Raw genomic sequence first — 23,927 nt, 5'->3', positions numbered from 1 at the left:
CTCAGCAAAACTTGTAGATATATACAACCCTCTGTCATATTATATAATCTAAAGAGGGGTGAAAATTATGGAACTTACATGGCTACAAGTGAAAGATTTATTTCAACCTTCAGATTTTGTTTTCGATACTACAGAACAAATTTCTGAAAATCATTACTTTATACAACAAGATGTTTCTGCGCTAAATTTTGCTTTAAATTTAAACGATTATAGTATTTTTATCGCAAGCGAAGACCATTTTTTAGACAAAATCAGACAAATGATTGAAGACAAGGCCACTTCACTAGAGACCCCAGATGATTTATGTTACGTATTTAATTTTGATGAGCCAAACAAACCTAATGCTGTATATATCTCAGCCGGAGTCGGTGCGCGTCTTAGCAATGACCTAAAGGAGTTTACCGCATTTTTGAAAAACGAACTCAAATTTTCGAATACTTTATCTCAGGAGCAAGATCTGGTTAATGCCAATGATATTGCAAAGGACGAATTATTTGCTGCCTTAAAAACCGAAGTCTTAAAATTGGGGTTTAAGATTAAGGATGTGGATGGCGGCTGGTCTTTTGTTGCATCTGGGCATAAGATAAAATATTCTGAGGCGAACGCAGCGCTTGTAAAGCAATTGGCACAAATTACCATTACTAAGATTCATGACTTAGATGACCAGTTGGATACTGCATTAACAAACATTTTCGAAGAGGAACTCCTGAAACAAATCAGTGCCCCTTTACACAAACTTAAAACAAAGTATAGTGCCTACCCAGAATTGCTACAATATTTTCAAAACATTTCTGATGACATCCTAGAAAACGCCGAGACATTTGCTCCGCCAGCCGATAATCCAGAAGGTGAATCAGCCTTAAGCGCATTATTGCCTATGCTAGGTGGTCTCGATATAGATGAATTTTTAAAGCGATACGAAGTAAACGTAATTGTTGATAACGGCGCAACAAAAGGCGCTCCAGTAATATTAGCCACCGAATGTGATTATAGCTCTTTGCTAGGAAACATCGTCATTAACGATACTCCAGAAGTATCTAATATTATAGCAGGAGAGCTTCATAAGGCACGCGGCGGCTTTTTGATTGTAAAGGCTGCCGATATTGTTGAACGCATAGACGGCTGGGATGCCATCGCCAAAACACTCAAGACCGGCTTTATTGCTATGAAAGATATTAAAAGCGACACGATCAATAAACCCAAAATGCTGGAGCCCGCAAAAATTACTGCCAACGTTCGCATTATTATGGTTGGTTCACATTATCACCACGAAGCACTCAAAGAATATAGTGCTATGTTTGATGAACTATTTAAGTTGAGAATTGACTTTGCTGATTGCGTTGCTTACACAAAAAATATGGTAGAAGTGATTGGATACGAAGTTCAACAATTTACAAAGGCAAAAAATCTCAAACCGGTTACAACCGCCGCACTGTTGCGTGCAATTAGAAAAACTCAGGAACGCTCCGACAAAATCAACTTAGACTTTAGACCAATAATGAAGTTTATTGAGGAAGCCAATTCTATAGCAGCAGACGAAATTACTGCCGCTGATATCGATGCGGTGGATAATTTTCACAAAACATTGTTAAATAAAGTTCACAAAAATGCCGCCGAGGATTATTTACTGGAGAGAACATTGATTGATGTAAGTGGCGCTAAAGTTGGAGAAATTAACGGTCTTTGCGTATACGATTTAGGTGAATACTCGCTGGGGCAACCTGCAAAGATTACTGCAACTTCATATAGAGGCAAAAAAGGTATTATTAACATCGAAAAAGTTGCGAAGCTAAGCGGCGAAATTCACACCAAGGGCGTCGAAATTATAGAAGGCTTTATCGGAAATCGATTCGCCAAACATATTGATCTTAATTTGAGCTGCAAGATATGCATGGAACAAAGCTATGGTGGGCTCGACGGCGACAGTGCCTCTAGTGCGGAGCTTTATGCTATTATCTCCAGCATTGCGGATATTCCTATTAAGCAAAACTTGGCAGTAACTGGGTCTATCAATCAATATGGCTGCATCCAACCCGTGGGGGGGCTCAACGAAAAAATCGAGGGATTCTTTAGAGCCTGCCAAAGCAAGGGGCTAACTGGTGATCAGGGCGTTATTATTCCTCATCAAAATACGGTAGATTTGGTTTTGTCAGACGAAATTTTAAACAGTATCAAAGACAGTCGCTTTCATATTTATACAATTAAACATTATGAGGAGGGCATCGAACTGCTAACCGGATTATCCTCTACTCAAGTAGAATATGCTGTTATAAAAAATTTGATGGCAATGAACATGAAATAGATAAATTAAGCTACACTATGTAAGTTTCAGTGTAGCTTTTTTATGCTTATAAATATTGAGAAAAAGGGTAATACTAAGATCACCATTCTTGAAAGGAGGTTCCGATGAATAAATATGATGAAGTTTATGATATTCGATTAGCAACTGCAGATGATCAAGCTGCCATTATGCAATTTATTGACAATTATTGGAAAAAGGGTCATATCTTAGGTAGCAACGAGATTTTGTTTGAATATGAATTCAGAGAAGGGAACAAAATTAACGCGGTTCTTGCTATCAAAAAATCTACCAATTCTCTAGAAGGCATTCTCTGCTTTTTAAATTGTGCCAAAGGAGGCGCTTCTCCTGATCTATGGGGCAGCCTTTGGAAGGTCAAGGATGAACGCGAAAACATGCCGTTTTTAGGTATCGAGCTAGGCAAACGCATTCTATCGCTAACTGGTGCCGAAAATCATTTGGGCAGCGGGTTAAATATCAACACTACAGTTCCCATCAGAGAACGTTTGTTTAAGGATCAATGTGCCAAGATGCGTCACTTTTATATGCTGAACCCAGAAATGGTAGATTTCAAAATTGCTAGCATAGAAAATTTGGCATCGACTACAATTTCTACTGGGGCAACGCTTGTGCCACTGCATTCGGCATCAGATTTTGTGGCCGCGTTTGATATCGCAAAACATCCGCAGATCCCTCGCAAAGATGCGGCGTATATAGAATATCGATACTACAATCATCCCATATATAAATATCAGGTCTTTGCAATTAAGCCTACGGGCGCTATGCCTACCGACGCTGCAAATGCCGTTGTTATAATCAGAGCAATTCAGGTTGAAGATAGAGCCATCCTCAGAATTGTAGATTTTCTGGGAGACCAAAAACTTTTTGCTATGGTGGGTGCAAATTTGGCCCAATTGCTTATAGCAGGCAATTATGAATATATTGATTTTTATGAACACGGATTTACTGCGGAATATATTTTGGCGGCAGGATTTGTAGAGCGCCTCGCCAACGATGCAAATATAATTCCAAATTATTTTGAACCATTTTTGAAGCGCAACATCGATATATGGGTTCATTATAAACCCGACGAAACTTTATTTTTTAAGGCCGACTCAGATCAAGACAGACCCAGTATTGTTTAGAATTAGAAAGGATGAGCTATGTTATTAGAAGGAAAAACCGCATTAATTACAGGAAGTAACCGCGGAATTGGTGCCGCAATATTAGAAGCATACGCAAGCAATGGCGCTGCAGTAGTTGCTCACGCCCGACAAGAAACTGCAGAGTTTACAGAGCATCTAGGCAAATTAGCTGATACCTACAAAGTTGCAATCGAGCCAATATATTTTGATTTATCTGACGCAGATGCAGTAAAGAACGCTATGCGTGAGTTTATGAAAAAGAAGATGCCTATTGATGCGCTCGTTAACAATGCCGGCATAGTTCATAATTCGTTATTTCATCGATCTACAATGGCAGAGCTCGAGCAAATATTTCAGGTTAATTTGTTCGCACCATTTATACTGATGCAAAATATCTCTCGTCTTATGATGAAAAACGGTGGTGGTAGCATAATCAATATCGCTTCTATTGCCGGCAAAGACGTACGATTCGGTCGTAGTATTTATTGCTCCTCAAAGGCTGCCATGATCTCAATGACGGAAGCACTCTCGAAGGAGCTGGCCGGAAACAACATTCGTGTTAACTGCATTGCGCCTGGAGTTATTCAAACTGACATGATTAAGCTCCAAGACGATCAGTTTGTCGAAGAGCAAGTGAATCAAACCGATATGAGACGGATGGGTACTCCTGCCGATGTTGCTAATGCGGCGGTTTTTTTGGCATCGGAGAAATCTAACTTTATTTCGGGACAAGTTATTGTTGTGGATGGTGGACTAATTAGAAATTAGAAGGAGGTTGCAATGGAGTCAGATATCAAAGTTTGCAATGATATGAGACGAAATTTGTTAGAAATGGCATACAGCAAGGGAAACTCTGGTGCCCACATTGGTGCCGGGCTTTCTATTATCGAAATTTTAAAGGTAATTTATTTTGATATTAAGCGCCCCAACGACTGTTTTATATTGAGCAAGGGCCACGGGGGCATTGGGTATTACACAGTTTTATATGAAGCAGGATTGATAACCAAAGAGCAACTGTTTTCATTTGGCAAAGATGGCGGAATCTTATCTACGCATCCTTCTAAAAATTTGGATATCGGCATAGAATGTTCTACCGGCAGCCTTGGAATGGGGCTCTCCTTTGGTATTGGCAAGGCGTTGGCGGCGAGAATTACCGGTGCTGATGACCGAGTATATGTACTGTTGGGCGATGGCGAATGTAACGAAGGCTCGGTGTGGGAAGCTGCAATGTTTGCGGGGTCTGCAAAGCTTACCAATTTGATAGCTATCGTAGATGCCAATAAATTCCAGCTAGATGGACCTACTGCAGAAGTACTATCTTGTGATTTGCCAGCCATGTGGGCAGCCTGTGGTTGGAGCGTTACTTCTATAGACGGAAATAATTGTGATCAACTGCGAGAAGCTTTTAGCCTCAAGCCTGCAAACAAGCCGCTATTGGTCTATGCCAACACAATAAAAGGCAAGGGAATTTCGTTTATGGAAGCCAATAATGAGTGGCATCATACGCGATTGGTTAAGGATCAGCTCGATGCCGCGTTAGCAGAGCTAAACATCGCCGAAGTTGATGATGCGACAAGTATTAATGTTGCGGAAATGATTGTTACACAAGATGAGGTGACAGTATGACAGACAAGGAATTTAAAAAAACGGCTCGCACTCTTAGTTTGTTGGGACAACGCGGAGCTCTTGGTGTTGCCATAGATATGCTAGGAAAATCTAACGATAAAATTTGTGCATTGACTGGAGATTTAAAAAGTTCTTGTAGACTCGAACGGTTTGCTTCGGCGCATCCTGATCGATTTTTTAATGTAGGTATTGCAGAACAAAACATGGTTGGAATCGCTGCGGGATTGGCTTCAGAAGGATTTATACCGTTTGCTGCGAGCTTCGCTAATTTTAATGTGATGAGAGCAAATGAATTTGTCAAAAACTTTATGGGGTACATGAAGGAGAACATCAAATTGGTTTCTATCAACTGTGGATTTTCTTCGGGAATGCTAGGCAATAGTCATTACGCACTAGAAGATGTAGCCGCGCTAAGTGCCATTCCCAATATTACAATTCTCTCACCTGCCGACAGTGTTGAAGCGCAAAAAGCCGTGATCGCAGCTGCCGAGTACGATGGGCCAGTTTATATAAGGCTTACCGGAGATGCTTCAAACCCAATTGTATATAAGCAAGATTATGATTTCGTTATTGGCAAACCCATATGCTTAAAAGAGGATGGCAATATAGCATTACTGGCTGCGGGCACTTCAGTATATCACTGTCTCGTTGCAGCATCGGCTTTGGCTGCAGAAGGAATACATGCTGCAGTATGGAATGTGCATACGCTTTCACAGATTGATGATACTAGCTTGGATGAGATTTGCAAGAGTGATATGATAATTACCGTTGAGGAGCACCGCAAAAAAGGTGGCTTGGGCAGCTTCATATCCGATCAAGTTATTTTGCGAGAAAAATTTCCTAAGTTGAGGCGCATTGGACTGGATGCCAAGTATGATATGGCTGGTACATTTGACTATTGCCTCGAAAAAAATAATTTGAAGGGCGAGCCGCTAGTGGCGGAAATCAAGAGATTAATCAATTCGTAAAGGAGATTTGTTATGGACAACAATGAAAAGTATTTAAAAATTTTTATTGATACATTTGACATTAGTGCCGAAGAAGCAAAGGTGCTCAAATATCACGATATCGATGACTGGGATAGCGTTGGCCACTTTAACCTAGTAAACGAAATCGAAGAGGCATTTGATATTATGATGGAAACTGATGATATCGTTGATCTGAGCTCTTTTGACAAGGGCAAAGAAATTTTAGCGGAGAAATACGATGTGGAATTTTAAAAAATACGCTACCAACGTAGCAGCAATTGATGAATCGGGGGTTTCGTTGACCTATAATCAACTAGCAGACGAAATCGCTACTTTGGGAGCGCATATGGCCACTCGCTCCTTACTTTTTATTTTATGCAATAACACGATGGGTGATTTTGTAGGATACGTAACTTCAATAGCCAGCCGATGCGTACCCGCATTACTGAGCGCTTCGATGGATCCAACACAAGAGCAGTATCTGATAGAGCAGTATAAACCCAAATATTTGTGGGTTCCAAAAGAATTGGCCGCCAGATACGCAGATTATAGATTGGTATATGAAAAATATGGCTTTGTTTTGCTGAGCAATCCAAATAATACGACACCAATATATCACGAACTCGCTTTGTTGTTAACCACAAGCGGATCCACCGGCAGCCCCAAATTTGTTCGCCAAAGCTACAAGAATATTTTTTCTAATGCAGCGAGCATCGCAGACTATTTAGAAATCGATCAAACCGAGAGACCTATTACAACGCTGCCGATGAATTACACCTACGGACTAAGTATAATCAATTCGCATCTGCTGGTCGGCGCGACTATTTTAATCACCAACAAATCGATTACACAAAAAGAATTTTGGACGTTTTTTAAGGAACGCGAAGCAACGAGCTTTGGAGGAGTTCCATATACGTATGAGATGCTCGACAAGCTGCGCTTTTTCAAAATGAAGCTGCCTAGTTTACGAACTATGACACAGGCTGGAGGAAAATTGTTACCATCGCTTCATGATGCGTTTGCCAAATATGCGGAGGAGACGGGTCGCCAGTTTGTGGTTATGTATGGTCAATGTGAGGCAACAGCTAGAATGGCCTATCTGCCTGCAGACAAGAATTTGACAAAAATTGGCAGCATGGGCATTGCAATTCCAGGCGGCAAATTAATTTTGATAAACGAAGAAGGTAATCAGATTACTACACCATTTACAACAGGCGAGCTTATATATTATGGCGATAACGTAACGCTAGGATATGCGGAGTCTGCGGTCGACCTAGCTAAAGGCGATGAGCGCCAAGGGGTATTAGATACTGGCGATATGGCAGAATTTGATGAAGATGGCTATTTCTATATCGTGGGTCGAAAGAAACGCTTCCTTAAAATATATGGCAACCGTGTAAATTTGGATGAAGCCGAACGTATGTTAAAGACCGCGTTTCCAACAATCGAATGTGCTGTAGGCGGAGTTGATGATGCGCTATGGATATTTACAACCGACGCATTTGCTGGAGAAGCTATGCGAAAATTCCTTGCCGAAAAGACATCCCTAAACTCTGCCGCATTCCAATATACTTCTGTAGCTGCAATACCTAAAAACGATGCAGGAAAAACATTGTATACGGAATTGCAAATACCATAATCCGATGCTTAGGCAGTGTATTGAGCGTGCGCTGCCTAAGAAAAACCAGGAGGTCATATGATTGACTATGATGAAATTTTAAACTTAGCACCATACTCTATGAATAAAAATACTAAGCAACGATGGATCTCCGAACTACTTATAGATCTAACGCAACATCACTATGAAAATTGCCCTGAGTATAAGAAACTCCTCGATGCATTCAATTTTGATGCGGCATCAGCTGCAAGCTATACCGACATACCATTTATTCCAGTTCGATTATTTAAGGAATACAACCTCAAAAGCGTTCCTGACGAAATACTTTTTAAAACGCTCACCAGCTCTGGCACCACTGGGCAGCAAGTTTCCAAAATTTTCCTTGACAAAACTACTAGCAATATTCAAACCAAAACTTTGACCAAAATCGTTGCCAACTTTATAGGCAAGGGCAGACTTCCTATGATTATATTAGACAGTAGCGGGGTGGTTAAAAACCGTCAAATGTTTTCTGCCAGAGGTGCGGGAATCATAGGCTTTTCTATTTTTGCTAGAGATAAAATTTTCGCTTTTGATGATGATATGAACTTGGATGTTGAGGGCTTAAAACTATTTTTGGCGAAGCATTCTGGAAAACCGATTTTCTTGTTTGGATTTACATTTATGATTTGGCAACATTTTTATAAAGCACTTCTTGAATCGGATTATCGCCCCGACTTATCAGAAGCTATTTTATTTCATGGCGGTGGCTGGAAAAAACTCATTGATCAAGCTGTTAGTGCAGAGAAGTTTCACCAAGCTCTTAACGAAGTTTGTGGCATACGCAGCATCCACGACTACTACGGCATGGTCGAACAGACGGGCACTATCTACGTCGAATGCAGCGAGGGCAACCTTCATAGCAGCATCTTTAGCGATATTTGTATACGCAACCCCCGCGATTTTTCCGTTGCCAAGATTGGGGAACGCGGCTTAATCGAGGTCGTATCCATTTTGCCATACTCATATCCCGGTCACATTTTATTAACAGAAGACGAAGGAATGATTTGCGGCGAGGACGACTGCCCTTGCGGAAGGTTGGGCAAGTATTTTAAGATCTTTGGCAGAATTAAAAACGCCGAACTAAGGGGGTGCAGTGACACTTATGGAAAATAATAACATAATTGTATTATGCGGAGACATAGCATCTGCTCAGAAAGCTGCAGCATTAAGACCGTTTGATCCTGATGCAATAGAATTCTTGGCTACAATATCTGATGTATTGATGAAAGATAAAACCGTTAGAGCATTTCCCGATATCGTCACCTTTGCTTTTTTCTGTAGGCACAAAAATCTTATAGCAATGTCACAAAAATACGATACAGCATCACGAGTGGGACAAGGCCTTTGCTTTCATATCGCACCGAGCAACGTGCCAATAAACTTTGCGTACTCTCTTGTTGCTGCGTTACTTGCCGGAAACGCATCGATAGTGAAAATCTCCAGCAAGGATTTTGATCAGACAGCCATCATTGTTGCTGCAATAGAAGCCGCTACTGCACAGACAGGATTTCCGGCGGAGTATGCAACCATCGTTCAATATCCTTCTGCTAATGCCGAGGCGACGGCTACCCTTTCTGCCATGTGCGATGTACGAATGATATGGGGCGGTGACGACACGATAGCTGCAGTGAGGAAGGCAGAGATTGCCCCTCGCGCTTTTGATATTACTTTTGCAGACCGCTACTCAGTGGCAGTTGTTGATGCAGAATTCATCGAGCAAATGGACGACCTCTCAAAGTTGGCAGAGGGATTTTATAACGACACTTATTTGTATGATCAAAACGCATGCACATCGCCACGATTAGTTTATTGGATAGGTGACGAGACTGCAGTTGCCGCGGCAAAAACAAAATTTTGGGCTGCAGTTTACGATCAGGTGGTGGCTCGATATTCGCTCGAAACTGTTGTTGCCGTTGACAAGTACACCAATGCATGTCGAGCAGCCATTGAACTAGATGACGCATCGATTGTGGTAGCAGATAACTATATCACACGACTTGAAGTGGCTTCTCTCACTGCGGATGTGGCAAAATTTTATACTGCTGGAGGTAGTTTCGTTGAATATGTAGCAACCGACATCGAAGACTTGCTCTCCATTGCTGACAAAAAATACCAGACCATTGCATATGCAGGAACTGCAGCTATAGCAGATGCTGTTGTTGTACGCGGTATTCGAGGAATCGATCGGGTAGTTGATATAGGAAAAACCACAGACTTCAATTTAATTTGGGATGGCGCCAACTTAATTTTGCGACTCTCTCGAATTGTCTTTTCATAGCCCTCTGCTGTAGAGGGTTTTTAATTTGCTGAAATTAGAATGTATTAAAATCTTCAAAAATGCACACCCTAATAGATAATTATAATGAACGAGGTGCATGCCATGCATATGCTAAAGCAGTTACTAGCGATTACCACAATTTTAATCAGTACCAATGTTTACGCTATTCCCAAAAATTTCATAGAGGAACAAACTAGCGTATACAACCTAGACGAGATTCATTCATATGTGCATACGCCAACACAGATGAGCATCAAATGGGTGGAAAACAAAGATAAGCTTGCCACATTTTGTTTGGGAGTGCGTACACCAACAACAGACAATACAGGTGTAAATCATATTATCGAACATACCGTATTTACTGGATCTAAGAAATTTCCCAGCGGAACGCTATTCTTTGATGCAAATGCCAATTTTCCCCACACATATATGAACGCACAAACAGCTGCAGATTATACACTGTATCCGTTTCAGACTCCTTATGAAGAGAGCTTCTATGGATTATTAGAAGTATATCTCGATAGCGTGTTTAACCCAAACATGTTGAATTCGCCGCACAGTTTTTATGAGGAGTCTTTTTATTTTGACCCAAATACAGACAAATATGGTGGCGTTGTTTATAACGAAATGAAGGGTGCCAACAGCCAGTTGGGTCGCATCTTGTATCGAAACATACGCAAAACAGTTTACGAGGGAACGCATTACCAAAACGATAGCGGCGGGGATGTAGCCGAAATACCCAAACTAACATATCAGCAATTTGTAGACACATATAAAAGCTATTATTACCCGCAAAACATGATGATTGCCCTTTATGGAGATTTAGATATAAACGACACGCTCAAGATAATTGACACCTATTTGTTGGATGCCGAAGGAGACGCATCTGCCACGGCCATAGCAGTTAATACTAGCCCGACGTTGAAATATACAGATACGGAGTTGACATATAGCACAGAAGAGCAAGATGCGTATGTTATAAAAAGCTTTGTTATGCCCGACAAAATGGATGCGATTAAAATGATAGAATTAGATTTGTGGCTAAACACCTATGTAATCAATCCCAATTCTCAATTTCGCAGAAATCTCAAAACTCGCGGCATAGAGCAAATCGAAATTTTTAAGGACCAAGAACTGGTCAACCCTATATATTCCATTATTGTATCTAAGGTAAATCCCGAAGAAATAACCCATGTTCGTACCATTATAGACGAAGAATTAGCAGCTCTATTTGATGGACCCGAAGATATTTTGTTAGAACAAGACGTTATAAGGCAGCTTAAGTTAGAGTTGGCTAACGAAGAAATGAACATATCGCGGGGGCTTGATATAACGCATACGATGGTTTCGAATTGGGTTCACGATGTGGATCAGATGTCGTATTATACAACGCACAAGTATATAGAGCATTTATCGGACGTTGACGAGATTGCCGGAAGCGAGATATTTAGGCAGGCACAGTGTGTGAATATCAACTTAATGCCTAGCAATGATGCGGCTCCGGCAAATCCCTTAGAAATAGCTGCAATCGATCAGGATCAGTGGACTAATATAGTTACCTCTATGAGAGAATGGCAGAAAACGTATGACCAGAAGGTGTTGGAGCCAACTGAGCTTAAGAAAATGATTATAGGATATGATATTAAGAAAAGGGAACATGAGCATCAGGATATAGACTATAGTTTGTATTATGCGGACACAAATTTATTGACCACAGAATTGTATCTAAATACATCGCATATTCCACAAGAAGAGCTTCCGCATTTATTTTTGTATAGCTTTTTGCTTCAAGAGGCCGGGCGAGAGATGACGCCGTTTAAGGGAATATTAAACTCGAAGATTGTCGCGTTTGAGGACGAAGAGGAGTATAGGCCGTATCAGAAAATCGAAATAGTGACGGATAATGAGACCAATCAGACAGAGCTTCTTCAGGAAGTGCAGCAATATCTAAAGGGCAAGGACGAGCACTGGCATTCTATGCAAATCGAAAAGATAATATCCAAATTTTATAGTGAATTTCAAAACGATATCATTACCACATTAATGCAATTGACAAATGGCACTGGCAGCGGCGCAAAGCGATATTTATATGAGGCACATTACCCGTTTTATAAATTTGCGCTTGAATGCAAAAAGGGAATGCAGCCAAACTATATCGAAAAAACATTTGAAGTCGCCAACAAGCTGGCACCGACGGAAGATTCTTCTGTGGCTATTATTGGTGACAAATCTGAAGTGAAGCATACGTATCGCAGCTGGAAAGCATTTATTAAGGAGAATATGCTACACGATGTGCAAGAACAAGACTACAACTTTAAGGTTATATCTAAAGACAGTGTGTATTACAAGAAGGGACAGGTTGACTATTTGCTATATAATTATGATACCAAAAAGGACTTTGTAGACGGACAAGACTATCTGCTTGCCGCATTTGCGACGAAAAACTATTTGCAGCCTGAGATCAGAATCAAAAAAGGCGCGTATGGCAGCGGAATGCAAATCAAATTTCCCAATACAATAAGTATTTATACGTATCGAGATCCGCATTATAAAAGTTCGGTAGATATAATCAATGATATGCCACAAATGCTAGACGTTGAAAATATTGAGGAAAAACTTTTACTGGCAAAATCGGAGGCGATAAGCGATTTTCAGGCACAATTTGGCCTATTAGGCGCAGATACCAAAAAGGCCAGCATTGCACACACAATGTCTTTGATGGATGTTGAAACCGATTTTTTGAAACATACGCAAAAGGAAATAGCAAAATTAGATGCAGATGATTTGAGAGCAGAAATGGAAAATTTAACCGAAATTATTAATGATAGCAAAAAGGGTGTGTGTATTAAAAAATAGCATATAAAAAAGGGGCACTCAGCCCCCCTATAAGTTGATTATTCTGCATCTAAATCTAGCATTACGATATCTCCAAGCCACAACTTGCCTTGAGAGTTCATTTCCCAGCCTTCCACTTCGTCCACTGCAATTAAGGTGTTTACATAATAATAAACAGGGATGATCGGCATATCGTTCATAAAAATTTCTTCGGCTTTGTATAAGTGATCCATGCGCTCTTGCCCAACTGTTGTTCTTGCCAACGCAATTTGTTCGTCGAAATCAGGGTTTGAATAGCCACCGTTATTTTGTGGATTGCCAGTGGTAAAGATATCTAGCATAGTGTTTGGATCCACATAGTCGCCGATCCAACCGTGTCTTGCAATCGAATCATAAGCTTGGTTGTTTCTAGTTTCTTGGAAGACAGCCCACTCTTGATTAGTGAGCGTTACATCGATGCCAAGGTTTTCGGCCCACATAGCTTGCATAGCTTCTGCGATGATTTTATTTCCTTCGTTGGTATTATAAAGAATTTCGAGTTTCGGAAAACCTTTGCCATCTGGATATCCTGCATCTGCCAAGAATTTTTGCGCTGCTTCTACATCCGCACGCACTGGAACTCCATAGTCACCAGCAACTTCGTGGAATACATTTCCATCTGCATCGAAAAATCCAGGTCCTACAAATCCTGTTGCTGGGAGCTGACCTGCTGCAGTGATTTCGGTGATAGTAGTACGATCGATTCCCCAGTTGAGTGCTTTACGAACGTTTACATCTTGAAGGATTTCGTTGTTTAAATTTAGCACCATATAGTATGTTCCGATATACGGATTGATATAAAATTCTGGATTTTCTACCATCAACTTTGGAATCTCCGCAGTAGGAACAGACTCTAGCATATCCAATTGCCCAGCCTGATATGCTGTATATGCGGTCGACGCATCAACGATCATTTTGCATACAACTCTTTCTAGTTTTACAGCATCGGCATTCCAATAGTTGTCGTTTTTAACAAGAACTAATTCGTCGCCAAGAGCATATTTTTCTAATTTAAATGGCCCGTTTGAAATTGCTTTTGCAGGGTCTTTTGCCCAAATTCCTTCTGAATCTACAACGTCAGCGCGCACTGGCATAAATGTTGCAAAACCTGTGAGACCTAAGAAATATTCTGTTGGATTAGCAAGAGTAACTTCTAACGTTTTATCATCAATTGCTTTTACACCTAGTTCTTCTGGCTTTTTCTCACCGGCTGTAATTTCTACGGCATTAAGGAGATTTGCACTGCTCATAATATATGCATATTCAGCCGCAAGTGCAGGATCTACAGCTCTTTGCCATCCAAATACGAAATCATGTGCAGTAACAGGCTCGCCATCAGACCATAGCGCATCTTCACGAATTTTGAATGTATAGACAAGCCCATCATCGGAAACAGTCCAAGATTCTGCCATTCCTGGTCTAATTTCACCATCAACATCACGAATTAATCCTTCAAATGTGTTGTTTATAATTTGACCGCCATCTACAGCCGAGTTGAGCTGAGGGTCGATAGTAAGGGGATCTGCACCTAAATTATATATGAGTTCTTGCTCTTGCGCAATTACATAGCCCTCTGGAGAAAGCTGAACTTCGCCAGTTGGGGTTGGTGCTGTCGCTGTGTCGTCTCCACCACACGCAGTAAGCATTGCAGTTGCAGAAATTAATAGTGCCATCATTGATAAAAGTTTTTTACTCATTTTAATATCTCCTTATAATTTATAATATGTGTAATATACGAAAGTTTAATTTGCTAATTATTCTAAATCTAACATAACGGCATCGCCAAACCAGAGCCCGCCCTTAACATCCATCACCCATCCTTCAACCTCGTCGGCTGCAATCAAAGTATTAACATAATAATAAACTGGGATGAGAGGCAAGTCTGCCATTAAAATTTCTTCGGCTTTGTATAGATGATCCATTCTCTCTTTTCCGACCGTCGTGCGTGCCATAGCCATCTGAGTATCGAATGCTGCATTGGAATAGTCGCTGCTGTTTTGGACATTTCCGGTGGTGAATATATCTAGCATCGTGGTTGGATCTGCGTAGCTTCCGATTAAGCCGTGTCTAGCAATTGAGTCATAAGCGTGTTGATTTCTTGTTTCTTGAAATACGGCCCATTCTTGATTGGTGATTTTAACATCTATACCCAAGTTTTCGGCCCACATTTCTTGCATCGCTTCTGCAATTAACTTGTGATTTTCGTCTGTGTTATAAAGTATTTCGATTTCTGGAAAGCCTTCGCCATTTGGATACCCCGCATCGGCCAAAAATTTCTGTGCAGCTTCGGGCTCTGCTCTAAGAGGAATTCCATAGTCCCCTGCAACATCGTGAAATTCGTTTCCGTCTGTATCGAGATATCCTGGACCAATATATCCTGTTGCTGGGATTGGCGCTGCACCTGCAATTTCGGTGATAGTTGTTCTATCGATGGACCAGTTGAGTGCTTTTCGAACGTTAATATCCTGAAAGATTTCGTTGTTCATGTTCATAACCATAAAATAAGTTCCAATATATGGCAAAGTATAAAATTCTGGATTTTCTACCATCAGCTTTGGAATTTCTGCGGGAGGAATTGTTGCAAAGATATCTAGCTGACCCGATTGATAAGCCGAATATGCGGTCGATGCGTCAACGATCATTTTGCAAGTAATTTTATCTAAGCTTACGGCATCAGCGTTCCAGTAATGTTCATTTTTAGTAAGTACGATTTCGTTGCCAATGGCATATTCTGATAATTTAAAGGGGCCGTTTGAAATTGCCGTTGCAGGATCCCGTGCCCAGCTACCATCTGGATCTGCAATGTCTTTGCGTGCGGGCATAAATGTGGTAGAAGTGGTAAATTCTAGAAAATATGCCGTTGGATTAACGAGCGTTACCTCCAATGTTTTATCATCGAGCGCTTTGACTCCTAACTCCGTACAATCTTTTTCGCCCAACAAAATTTCTGCAGCATTAAGAATGCCTGCCGTACTCATGACGTATCCTTTTCCTGATGCAACAACCGGATCGACAGCTCTTTGCCACCCAAATACAAAATCGTGTGCAGTAACAGACTTGCCATCAGACCATCGCGCATCATCACGAATTTTAAATGTATATATGCGTCCATCATCTGAGACAGCCCACGACTCTGCCATTGCCGGAATCAGCTCGCCATGAATTTCTCGAACCAACCCTTCAAACGTATTATTAATAATTTGGATTCCAACGACCGCGGCATTGAGCTGAGGGTCTATAGTAAGAGGATCCGACCCTAGGTTGTAGACCAGTTCTTGCTTTTGCGCCACAGGATATCCATCTGGAGAAAGCTTTGTTTCGTTAGTTGCAGCTACTGCCGACGCTGCATCCTCTCCGCTGCAAGCAGTTAACGTAGCAGCTGTAATTAGCAATGCGGTTAATAATTTTTTGCTCATTTTGAATGCTCCTTATTAGTTCAAATCTAGCATTACAATATCCCCAAACCAAAGTTTGCCTTTGGAATCCATAACCCATCCCTCCACATCATCATCTACAAGAAGAGTGTTCACATAATAGTAGACAGGGATAATAGGTATATCGGTCATCAAAGTTTCTTCGGCTTTGTACAAGTGGTCCATTCGTTCCTTTCCGACAGTAGTTCGCGCAAGATGCATATGTTTATCGAACGTTGCGTTTGAATAACCGCCATTATTTTGGGCACTGCCGGTCATAAAGATATCGAGCATCGCAGTGGGGTCTGCATAGCTTCCAATCCAACCATGCCTTGCAATAAAATCGTATGCGTGCTGATTTCTTGTTTCTTGAAACACGGCCCATTCTTGATTTTTAAGAGTTACATCGATGCCTAAATTTTCGGACCACATTTCTTGCATTGCTTCTGCGATCAACTTGTGCCCATCATTTGTGTTATACAAAATTTCGATTTCTGGAAAACCTTCGCCATTTGGATACCCCGCATCGGCCAAAAATTTCTGTGCAGCTTCGGGCTCTGCTCTAAGAGGAATTCCATAATCCCCTGCAACATCATGAAATTCGTTTCCGTCTGTGTCGAGATATCCAGGACCGATAAACCCTGTTGCAGGAATCTGGCCTGCACCTACAATTTCTGTAATAGTGGTGCGATCTATGGCCCAATTTAGTGCTTTGCGAACATTGATATCTTGAAATACTTCGTTATTCAAATTCATGATCATAAAATAAGTTCCAATATATGGAATAACATAAAATTCTGGATTTTCCACAATCAGCTTTGGAATTTCTGCTGGGGGAATTGCAGCCACGATGTCTAGTTGATCGGCTTGATACGCGGGATAGGCAGCGGATGCACTGACAATTAGCTTGCATATAACTTTGTCTAGGCTTACAGCGTCCGCGTTCCAGTAGTATTCATTTTTAGTAAGTACAATTTCGTCGCCAATTGCGTATTCTGAAAGCTTAAACGGGCCGTTGGACACAGCAGTTTCGGGAGTCCGTGCCCAAACTCCTTCTGAATCTGCGATGTCTTCGCGTGCGGGCATAAACGATGCGACACTAGTAAACTCCAAAAAATATGCTGTTGGGTTGATCAGCGTAACCTCTAATGTTTTGTCATCGAGCGCTTTAACACCCAGCTCTGTATAATCTTTTTGGCCTGCCAATATTTCTGCGGCATTGAGGATTCCGGCACTACTCATTACGTAGGCTTCTCCCGAGGCAACTGCGGGATCGACGACTCTTCTCCAGCCAAACACAAAATTGTGTGCAGTAACAGGCTCGCCATCAGACCACATGGCGTCATCACGAATTTTAAATGTATATACGCGTTCATCATCTGAGACAGTCCAAGACTCTGCCATTGCCGGAACCAGCTTTCCATTTACTTCTCGCACCAAACCTTCAAATGTATTATTGATAATCTGGCTTCCATCTACAGCAGAATTCAGCTGAGGATCTATGGTTAGAGGCTCCGCTCCTAAGTTGTAGACCAGTTCTTGCTTTTGCGCCACAGGATATCCATCTGGAGAAAGCTTTGTTTCGTTAGTTGCAGCTACTGCCGACGCTGCATCCTCTCCGCTGCAAGCAGTTAACGTAGCAGCTGTAATTAGCAATGCAGTCAATAATTTTGTATTCATTTTGCCTGCTCCTTATTGTTCTAAATCTAGCATTACAATGTCGCCAAACCAGAGTCTTCCTTTAGCATCCATGGCCCATCCTTCGACATCGTCGTCGGCAATAAGAGTATTAACGTAATAGTACACAGGGATAATAGACATATCTGCCATAAAAATTTCTTCGGCTTTGTATAGATGATCCATTCGTTCCTTTCCGACAGTAGTTCGTGCGAGATTCATCTGCTCATCGAACGCTGGATTTGAGTAGTCGCCACTGTTTTGAACATTGTCAGTCATAAAGATATCGAGCATCGCAGTGGGATCTGCATAGCTTCCAATCCAGCCATGCCTTGCAATAGAATCGTAAGTATGTTGATTTCTTGCTTCTTGAAATATGGCCCATTCTTGATTTGTAAGAGTTACGTCAATGCCTAGATTTTCGGACCACATTTCCTGCATGGCTTCTGCAATCAACTTGTGCCCTTCATCTGTGTTATACAAAATTTCGATTTCTGGAAAACCTTCGCCATCTGGATATCCTGCATCGGCCAAAAATTTTTGTGCGGTTTCGGGCTCTGCTCTAAGTGGAAGTCCATAATCGCCTGCAACTTCGTGAAACTCATTTCCTTCTGTATCGAGATATCCAGGACCGACAAATCCTGTTGCAGGAATTTGACCCGCACCTGCAATTTCTGTGAGAGTCGTTCGATCGATGGACCAGTTTAGTGCTTTGCGAACATTTATATCTTGAAAAACTTCGTTATTTAAATTCATAACCATAAAATAAGTTCCGATGTATGGAACGATGTAAAATTCTGGATTTTCTACAATGAGCTTTGGAATTTCTGCTGGAGGAATCGTCGCAAAGATGTCTAGTTGATCAGATTGATATGCGGCATATGCAGTGGATGCATTGACAATGATTTTGCATATAATCTTATCTAGACTGACGGCAGCAGAATTCCAGTAGTGCTCATTTTTAGTAAGTATAATTTCGTTGCCAATGGCATATTCCGAAAGTTTAAACGGACCATTGGAGACCGCAGTTTCGGGATTTCGAGCCCACATTCCTTCTGGATCTGCGATGTCTTCGCGAGCTGGCATAAACGTCGCGGAGCCTGTAAACTCTAAAAAGTATGCAGTTGGATTTGCTAGTGTTACTTCTAACGTTTTATCATCGATAGCTTTGATGCCTAGTTCTGTATAATCTTTTTCGCCAGCTAATATTTCTTTGGCGTTGAGGATTCCGGCGCTTTCCATTACATATGCTTCTCCGGAGGCAACTGCCGGATCAACAGCTCTTTGCCAGCCAAACACAAAATTGTGTGCAGTAACAGGCTCGCCATCAGACCACATGGCGTCATCACGAATTTTAAATGTATATACGCGTTCATCATCTGAAATAGTCCAAGACTCTGCCATTCCCGGTACCAATTCGCCGCGTACATCACGAACCAAACCTTCAAATGTGTTATTTATAATTTGACTACCAACAACTGCAGCATTGAGCTGAGGATCTATAGTAAGAGGCTCAGAACCTAGATTGTAAACAAGTTCTTGCTTTTCTGAAATAGGATATCCTCCAGGAGAGAGCTTTGTTTCTTTAGTTTCAGTGATTCCCGATGTAGTATTATCATCTCCACTACAAGCGGTTAACGCCGCTGCCGTAACTAGCAGTGCTGTTAGCAATTTTTTATTCATTTCTAAATTCCCCTTTTTATTTATATTGTTATAATAGGCAGGTGCAACCGAAGTCACATTTCCTGCCACTGTACGTTTTTTTGTTAACTAAAATAGATGACAAGCTACTTGATGATTATCTTCTATTGTGTGTAACTTGGGTTCAGATTCACTACATCTTTCGGTACAATATTGGCATCTAGTTCTAAAATGGCAACCAGAAGGTGGATTTAATGGACTAGGCACATCGCCTTGAAGTATAATTCGGCCCTTAGATTTTTCGCTTTGAGGGTCTGGAATAGGTATTGCAGATAGCAAAGCTTTGGTATATGGATGAACAGGAGTACTATAAACTTTATCTCTGTCTCCTATTTCAACCAATTGACCAAGATACATTACACCTATTCTATTTGAAATATGCTTAACCATAGATAAGTCATGAGCGATGAATAAATATCCTACTCCTGTTTTGCTCTGAATCTCTTCTAGCATGTTAACAACTTGCGCCTGAATTGATACATCGAGTGCAGAAATAGGCTCATCGCATATGATGAATTCTGGATTTACAGCGAGCGCTCTTGCTATTCCAATACGTTGGCGTTGCCCACCAGAAAATTCATGAGGATAACGGCTTGCGTGATCTTTCATAAGACCAACTCTTTCGAGAAGGTCGGCTATCATTTCGTCGCGTTCTGAATGATTAGCGGCAACTTTGTGCGTGTCAATTGCTTCGCCTATTATATCTGCAATGGTCATTCTTCCGTTTAGGGACGCATATGGATCTTGAAAAATCATCTGCATTCGTTTACGGTATGGCAACATTTGCTTTTCTGTGAAGTTTGTAATGTCAACACCATCAAATATAATTTTACCACTAGTTGGTTGGTATAGCTTTAATATGGTACGCCCCGTGGTGCTTTTACCGCAGCCTGATTCTCCAACCAATCCTAGTGTTTCGCCTCGATTAACAGCAAAAGATACGTTATCCACAGCTTTAACATGTTGCTCTACTTTGTGAATAAATCCTGTTGATTTTGAAAAATACTTTTTGAGTTCTTGAACTTCTAATATCGGAGAAGCCATTTACATCACCTGCTTTCTAACAGATTCTGGTGCGTCAGGATGATACAAATGACATCTTGACTTATGCCTTTTTGAAACATCATATAATTCTGGAACTTCTTCTAAACAAATATCCATTGCAAATTCGCATCGTTTACAGAAAGCGCATCCTTGTGGCGGATTTAACATGTCTGGAGGCGATCCTGGAATCGGAATTAATTTTTGTTTGATTAGTATATCGGGATTCGGAACAGATTTCAGTAGCCCAATTGTATAGGGATTTTTTGGAGATGCAAACAAATCGACTACGCTGGCCTCTTCCATAATCATTCCACCATACATAACGATAACTCTGTCGCAAAGTTCTGCAATAACACCTAAGTCATGCGTAATAAATATTATGGATGTATCTAATTTAGTACGCAGTTCTTTTAGCAGATCCAGAATTTGCGCCTGAATTGTTACATCAAGAGCTGTTGTTGGCTCATCTGCTATTAATAGCTCTGGCTCACACGAAAGCGCCATCGCAATGATGGCACGTTGACGCATTCCTCCAGAAAATTCGTTGGGATAGTTTTTCATACGTTTAGCAGGGTCAGGAATTCCCACGGCTTCTAACATTTTGAGTGCAGTTTCCTCGGCTTCTTTCTTAGAAACCTTTTTGTGTGCGCGTATTACTTCTATCATTTGGTTTCCGATAGTATATACAGGATTTAATGCAGTCATCGGATCTTGAAATATCATAGAAATTTCGTCACCCTGAATTTTTCGCATCTCTTTTGGAGATTTTGTAACTAAATCTTCACCTTTAAACAGTACTTCTCCCTTTTTAATTTTGCCCGGATGCTGAAGAAGTTTCATAATAGACATACAGGTGATGCTTTTGCCACTACCAGACTCTCCAACAAGCCCAACTACCTCACCCTTTTTAATATCAAATGATACATTTCGTACGGCCTTTACTTCTCCTAAGTGTGTAAAAAAGGAGGTTTCAAGACCTTTAACTTCTAAGATTTTTTTAGTTTTCATAAAATCCTCCTATTTCCTTAAACGTGGATCTAACGCATCGCGCAAACCATCGCCCAAAAAGTTAAATCCAAACATTGTAAGTGCAATGGCAACAGATGGTGCTATGATTTGATATGGGTATGAACGGATTCCACCCAACGCATCGTTTGCAAGAGTTCCCCAAGATGCTTCTGGTGCAGAAACGCCAAGACCAATAAAGCTTAAAAACGCTTCTGTAAAGATCGCGCTTGGGATAGACATCATCATAGAAACTACAATAGGCCCAATAGCGTTAGGAATTAGATGCTTAATAACTATTTTAGTTTTAGAAACTCCAAGCGCTCTTGCCGCCAAAACAAACTCTTGCTCTTTTAGGCTTAATACCTGACCACGAACCAGTCTTGCCATACCCACCCAATAGACTAAGCCGATTGTTAATATAATAGTATGCAGACCTGGGCTAATTACTACCATGAGTAAAATTACGATTAAGAGTAATGGTACTGAATTGATTATATCAACAATACGCATCATTATGTTATCCACTCTTCCGCCTTCGTATCCCGAAATTCCTCCATACAATACACCAATAAATAGATTTACTACTGATGCAACAAGACCTACTGTTAATGAAATTCTTGCTCCATATAATACACGCGTCCATACATCGCGACCAAGATTATCTGTTCCTAATATATAGCTTTTGTTCCAAACATCTTTGACATTATATTTATCAATTAATTTACCATTTACATATATATCATATTTGGTTTTCATATCAGTATTTTCTGTAGAAACTTTACTACCTTTAGTTCTATTTTTTTGTGCAACAGAATAATCAAATTTTACTTCTTTGCCATTGATTCGATATAGAATGAACTTTTCAGCTTTGTTATCTTCTATAATTTCGGGAGCACCTAGTAGCTCCCCATCCGCGGTTGCTTCTATCAGTTTATAGTCATTATGTACTAATACATAATCTCCGCCTCCAATATTTGTCAATTGAATATTTGGAGCGATGTTGGCAAGGGCCGTATTTTGCTCTGAATAACTGTATCCAGAAAACATTGGCCCAAATATAGCAAGGAAAGCAATAGTTGCAATAATAACTAACCCTGTCATTGCCATCACATTTTGTCTCAGCCTTCTCCAAACATCTTGCCAGTATGTGAGGCTTTTTCTAGTTTCTTGTGCACTACCTAAGAGGTCCTTATTAATTGGTTCCCACATCTTTGCTCATCCTTTCTAATCATTAAATTTAATACGAGGATCTATAAACGCATACGCGATATCAACAAGAAGTACCATAAAGATATAGATAGCGGCGTAGAATAATGTGATACTCATGATTACTGTATAGTCACGATTTGTAACACTCTCAGTGAAATACTTTCCGATTCCAGGAAGTGCAAATATTCTTTCAATAACGAATGATCCCGTTAAAATACTTGCGACCATTGGCCCTACATAAGTTATGACTGGAATGAGCGCATTTTTTAGTGCGTGCTTTCCGATAACTCTTATTTGACTTAGACCATTTGCTTTGGCTGTTCTTATATAATCTTGACGCAATACTTCTAGCATACTCGAACGCATCAGCCTGGTTACATATGCAAGCGAAAATCCAGCAAGCGCAATAACCGGCCCTATGTATGAGCTAGGTCCATCAAGTCCTCCTGCAGGAATTAGCTTAAGTTTTTCACCAAAGATATACATTATAAATGTTCCAATAACAAAGCTGGGGACTGCGATACCAATCGTCGCTATAAACATAACAATATGATCTGTCACAGTATTTTGCTTGAGTGCAGAAATCATTCCTATTGGAATTCCCAAAGCTAAAATTACTATTACCGCAACAATACCTACTTTGGCCGAAACCGGAAGACCTTGTTCGATCATATCATTTACCGAAACACCTATCTTTTGCATTGAAACTCCCAAATCACCCTGAACAACATTACCAACGTAATTGAGATACTGTTTCCACAGCGGATCATCCAACCCGTATTTTTCCATAAGTGCGGCTTCTATTTCTGGTGGCAATGCTCTATCTCTTGTAAATGGACTGCCAGGAATAGCATGCATAAGTGAAAACGTTAAACTACTAATAATAATTAGTGTTATAACCATGGATACAAGTCTTTTTGCTATATATCGTGCCATGTCATAACTCCTTTCTAAATGGGAAATTTTTCTATTAACATAATTATACACAAAAAATAAAAATATGCAAGTTATTAATATATATAATT

The 23,927-nt window shown here is 40.6% G+C and carries 18 protein-coding genes; 10 read left to right on the top strand and 8 right to left on the bottom strand.

Annotation, left to right across the window (positions count from 1 at the left end; genetic code table 11):
- The first annotated feature begins 67 nt into the window (after positions 1 to 67).
- The 10 genes from PCY70_RS09170 to PCY70_RS09125 all read left to right on the top strand — a co-directional run bounded on the left by PCY70_RS09170 (position 68) and on the right by PCY70_RS09125 (position 12,832).
- Positions 68 to 2,302, top strand: a complete 2,235-nt coding sequence (locus PCY70_RS09170; protein ID WP_305767116.1) for an AAA family ATPase — start codon at positions 68 to 70, stop codon at positions 2,300 to 2,302.
- Between the two features lie 104 nt (positions 2,303 to 2,406).
- Entirely contained in the window at positions 2,407 to 3,444 is a 1,038-nt protein-coding gene (locus tag PCY70_RS09165) for a hypothetical protein (protein ID WP_305767115.1), read from the top strand.
- A gap of 18 nt (positions 3,445 to 3,462) precedes the next feature.
- Positions 3,463 to 4,212, top strand: a complete 750-nt coding sequence (locus PCY70_RS09160; RefSeq protein WP_305767114.1) for an SDR family NAD(P)-dependent oxidoreductase — start codon at positions 3,463 to 3,465, stop codon at positions 4,210 to 4,212.
- A 12-nt stretch (positions 4,213 to 4,224) separates the two neighbouring features.
- Positions 4,225 to 5,070, top strand: coding sequence for a transketolase (locus tag PCY70_RS09155; RefSeq protein ID WP_305767113.1), 846 nt, complete (start codon positions 4,225 to 4,227; stop codon positions 5,068 to 5,070).
- On the top strand, positions 5,067 to 6,038 hold the full coding sequence (locus PCY70_RS09150) for a transketolase family protein (protein ID WP_305767112.1): 972 nt from the start codon (positions 5,067 to 5,069) through the stop codon (positions 6,036 to 6,038). Before PCY70_RS09155 ends, PCY70_RS09150 begins: the two co-directional genes overlap by 4 nt.
- A 12-nt stretch (positions 6,039 to 6,050) precedes the next feature.
- Positions 6,051 to 6,290, top strand: a complete 240-nt coding sequence (locus tag PCY70_RS09145) for a hypothetical protein (RefSeq protein ID WP_010168101.1) — start codon at positions 6,051 to 6,053, stop codon at positions 6,288 to 6,290.
- Positions 6,277 to 7,677, top strand: a complete 1,401-nt coding sequence (locus tag PCY70_RS09140) for an AMP-binding protein (RefSeq protein WP_305767111.1) — start codon at positions 6,277 to 6,279, stop codon at positions 7,675 to 7,677. The genes PCY70_RS09145 and PCY70_RS09140 overlap by 14 nt, the downstream gene beginning before the upstream one ends.
- A 57-nt stretch (positions 7,678 to 7,734) precedes the next feature.
- Positions 7,735 to 8,811, top strand: coding sequence for a LuxE/PaaK family acyltransferase (locus PCY70_RS09135; protein WP_305767110.1), 1,077 nt, complete (start codon positions 7,735 to 7,737; stop codon positions 8,809 to 8,811).
- The gene (locus tag PCY70_RS09130; protein ID WP_305768964.1) at positions 8,801 to 9,976 is read left to right on the top strand and encodes an aldehyde dehydrogenase family protein; all 1,176 of its coding nucleotides are present in this window, start codon (positions 8,801 to 8,803) and stop codon (positions 9,974 to 9,976) included. Before PCY70_RS09135 ends, PCY70_RS09130 begins: the two co-directional genes overlap by 11 nt.
- Before the next feature lie 108 nt (positions 9,977 to 10,084).
- On the top strand, positions 10,085 to 12,832 hold the full coding sequence (locus PCY70_RS09125; protein WP_305767109.1) for an insulinase family protein: 2,748 nt from the start codon (positions 10,085 to 10,087) through the stop codon (positions 12,830 to 12,832).
- A 38-nt stretch (positions 12,833 to 12,870) separates the two neighbouring features.
- Here PCY70_RS09125 and PCY70_RS09120 read toward each other — a convergent pair whose 3' ends face one another.
- From PCY70_RS09120 to PCY70_RS09085, 8 genes are all read right to left on the bottom strand, one after another.
- Complete coding sequence (locus tag PCY70_RS09120) at positions 12,871 to 14,547, bottom strand: peptide ABC transporter substrate-binding protein (RefSeq protein WP_305767108.1); 1,677 nt, start codon at positions 14,545 to 14,547, stop codon at positions 12,871 to 12,873.
- Positions 14,548 to 14,604: 57 nt separating this feature from the next.
- Positions 14,605 to 16,266 (bottom strand): peptide ABC transporter substrate-binding protein, encoded by a 1,662-nt coding sequence (locus PCY70_RS09115; RefSeq protein ID WP_305767107.1) that lies wholly within the window; start codon positions 16,264 to 16,266, stop codon positions 14,605 to 14,607.
- 15 nt (positions 16,267 to 16,281) lie between these two features.
- On the bottom strand, positions 16,282 to 17,943 hold the full coding sequence (locus PCY70_RS09110; RefSeq protein WP_305767106.1) for a peptide ABC transporter substrate-binding protein: 1,662 nt from the start codon (positions 17,941 to 17,943) through the stop codon (positions 16,282 to 16,284).
- A gap of 12 nt (positions 17,944 to 17,955) precedes the next feature.
- On the bottom strand, positions 17,956 to 19,623 hold the full coding sequence (locus PCY70_RS09105; protein ID WP_305767105.1) for a peptide ABC transporter substrate-binding protein: 1,668 nt from the start codon (positions 19,621 to 19,623) through the stop codon (positions 17,956 to 17,958).
- An 87-nt stretch (positions 19,624 to 19,710) separates the two neighbouring features.
- Positions 19,711 to 20,685, bottom strand: coding sequence for an ABC transporter ATP-binding protein (locus tag PCY70_RS09100; RefSeq protein ID WP_305767104.1), 975 nt, complete (start codon positions 20,683 to 20,685; stop codon positions 19,711 to 19,713).
- Positions 20,686 to 21,693, bottom strand: a complete 1,008-nt coding sequence (locus PCY70_RS09095; RefSeq protein WP_010168111.1) for an ABC transporter ATP-binding protein — start codon at positions 21,691 to 21,693, stop codon at positions 20,686 to 20,688.
- Between the two features lie 9 nt (positions 21,694 to 21,702).
- On the bottom strand, positions 21,703 to 22,902 hold the full coding sequence (locus tag PCY70_RS09090) for an ABC transporter permease (protein ID WP_305767103.1): 1,200 nt from the start codon (positions 22,900 to 22,902) through the stop codon (positions 21,703 to 21,705).
- A 15-nt stretch (positions 22,903 to 22,917) separates the two neighbouring features.
- Positions 22,918 to 23,838: an ABC transporter permease gene (locus PCY70_RS09085; protein ID WP_305767102.1), complete on the bottom strand. Its 921-nt coding sequence runs from the start codon at positions 23,836 to 23,838 to the stop codon at positions 22,918 to 22,920.
- Positions 23,839 to 23,927 lie beyond the last annotated feature (89 nt).

This window comes from Candidatus Epulonipiscium viviparus (assembly GCF_030708075.1).
GTDB classification, from domain to species: domain Bacteria; phylum Bacillota; class Clostridia; order Lachnospirales; family Cellulosilyticaceae; genus Epulonipiscioides; species Epulonipiscioides viviparus.
The sequence above is the reverse complement of the archived record's forward strand: the minus strand, read 5'-3'. Positions and strand labels throughout refer to the sequence as shown.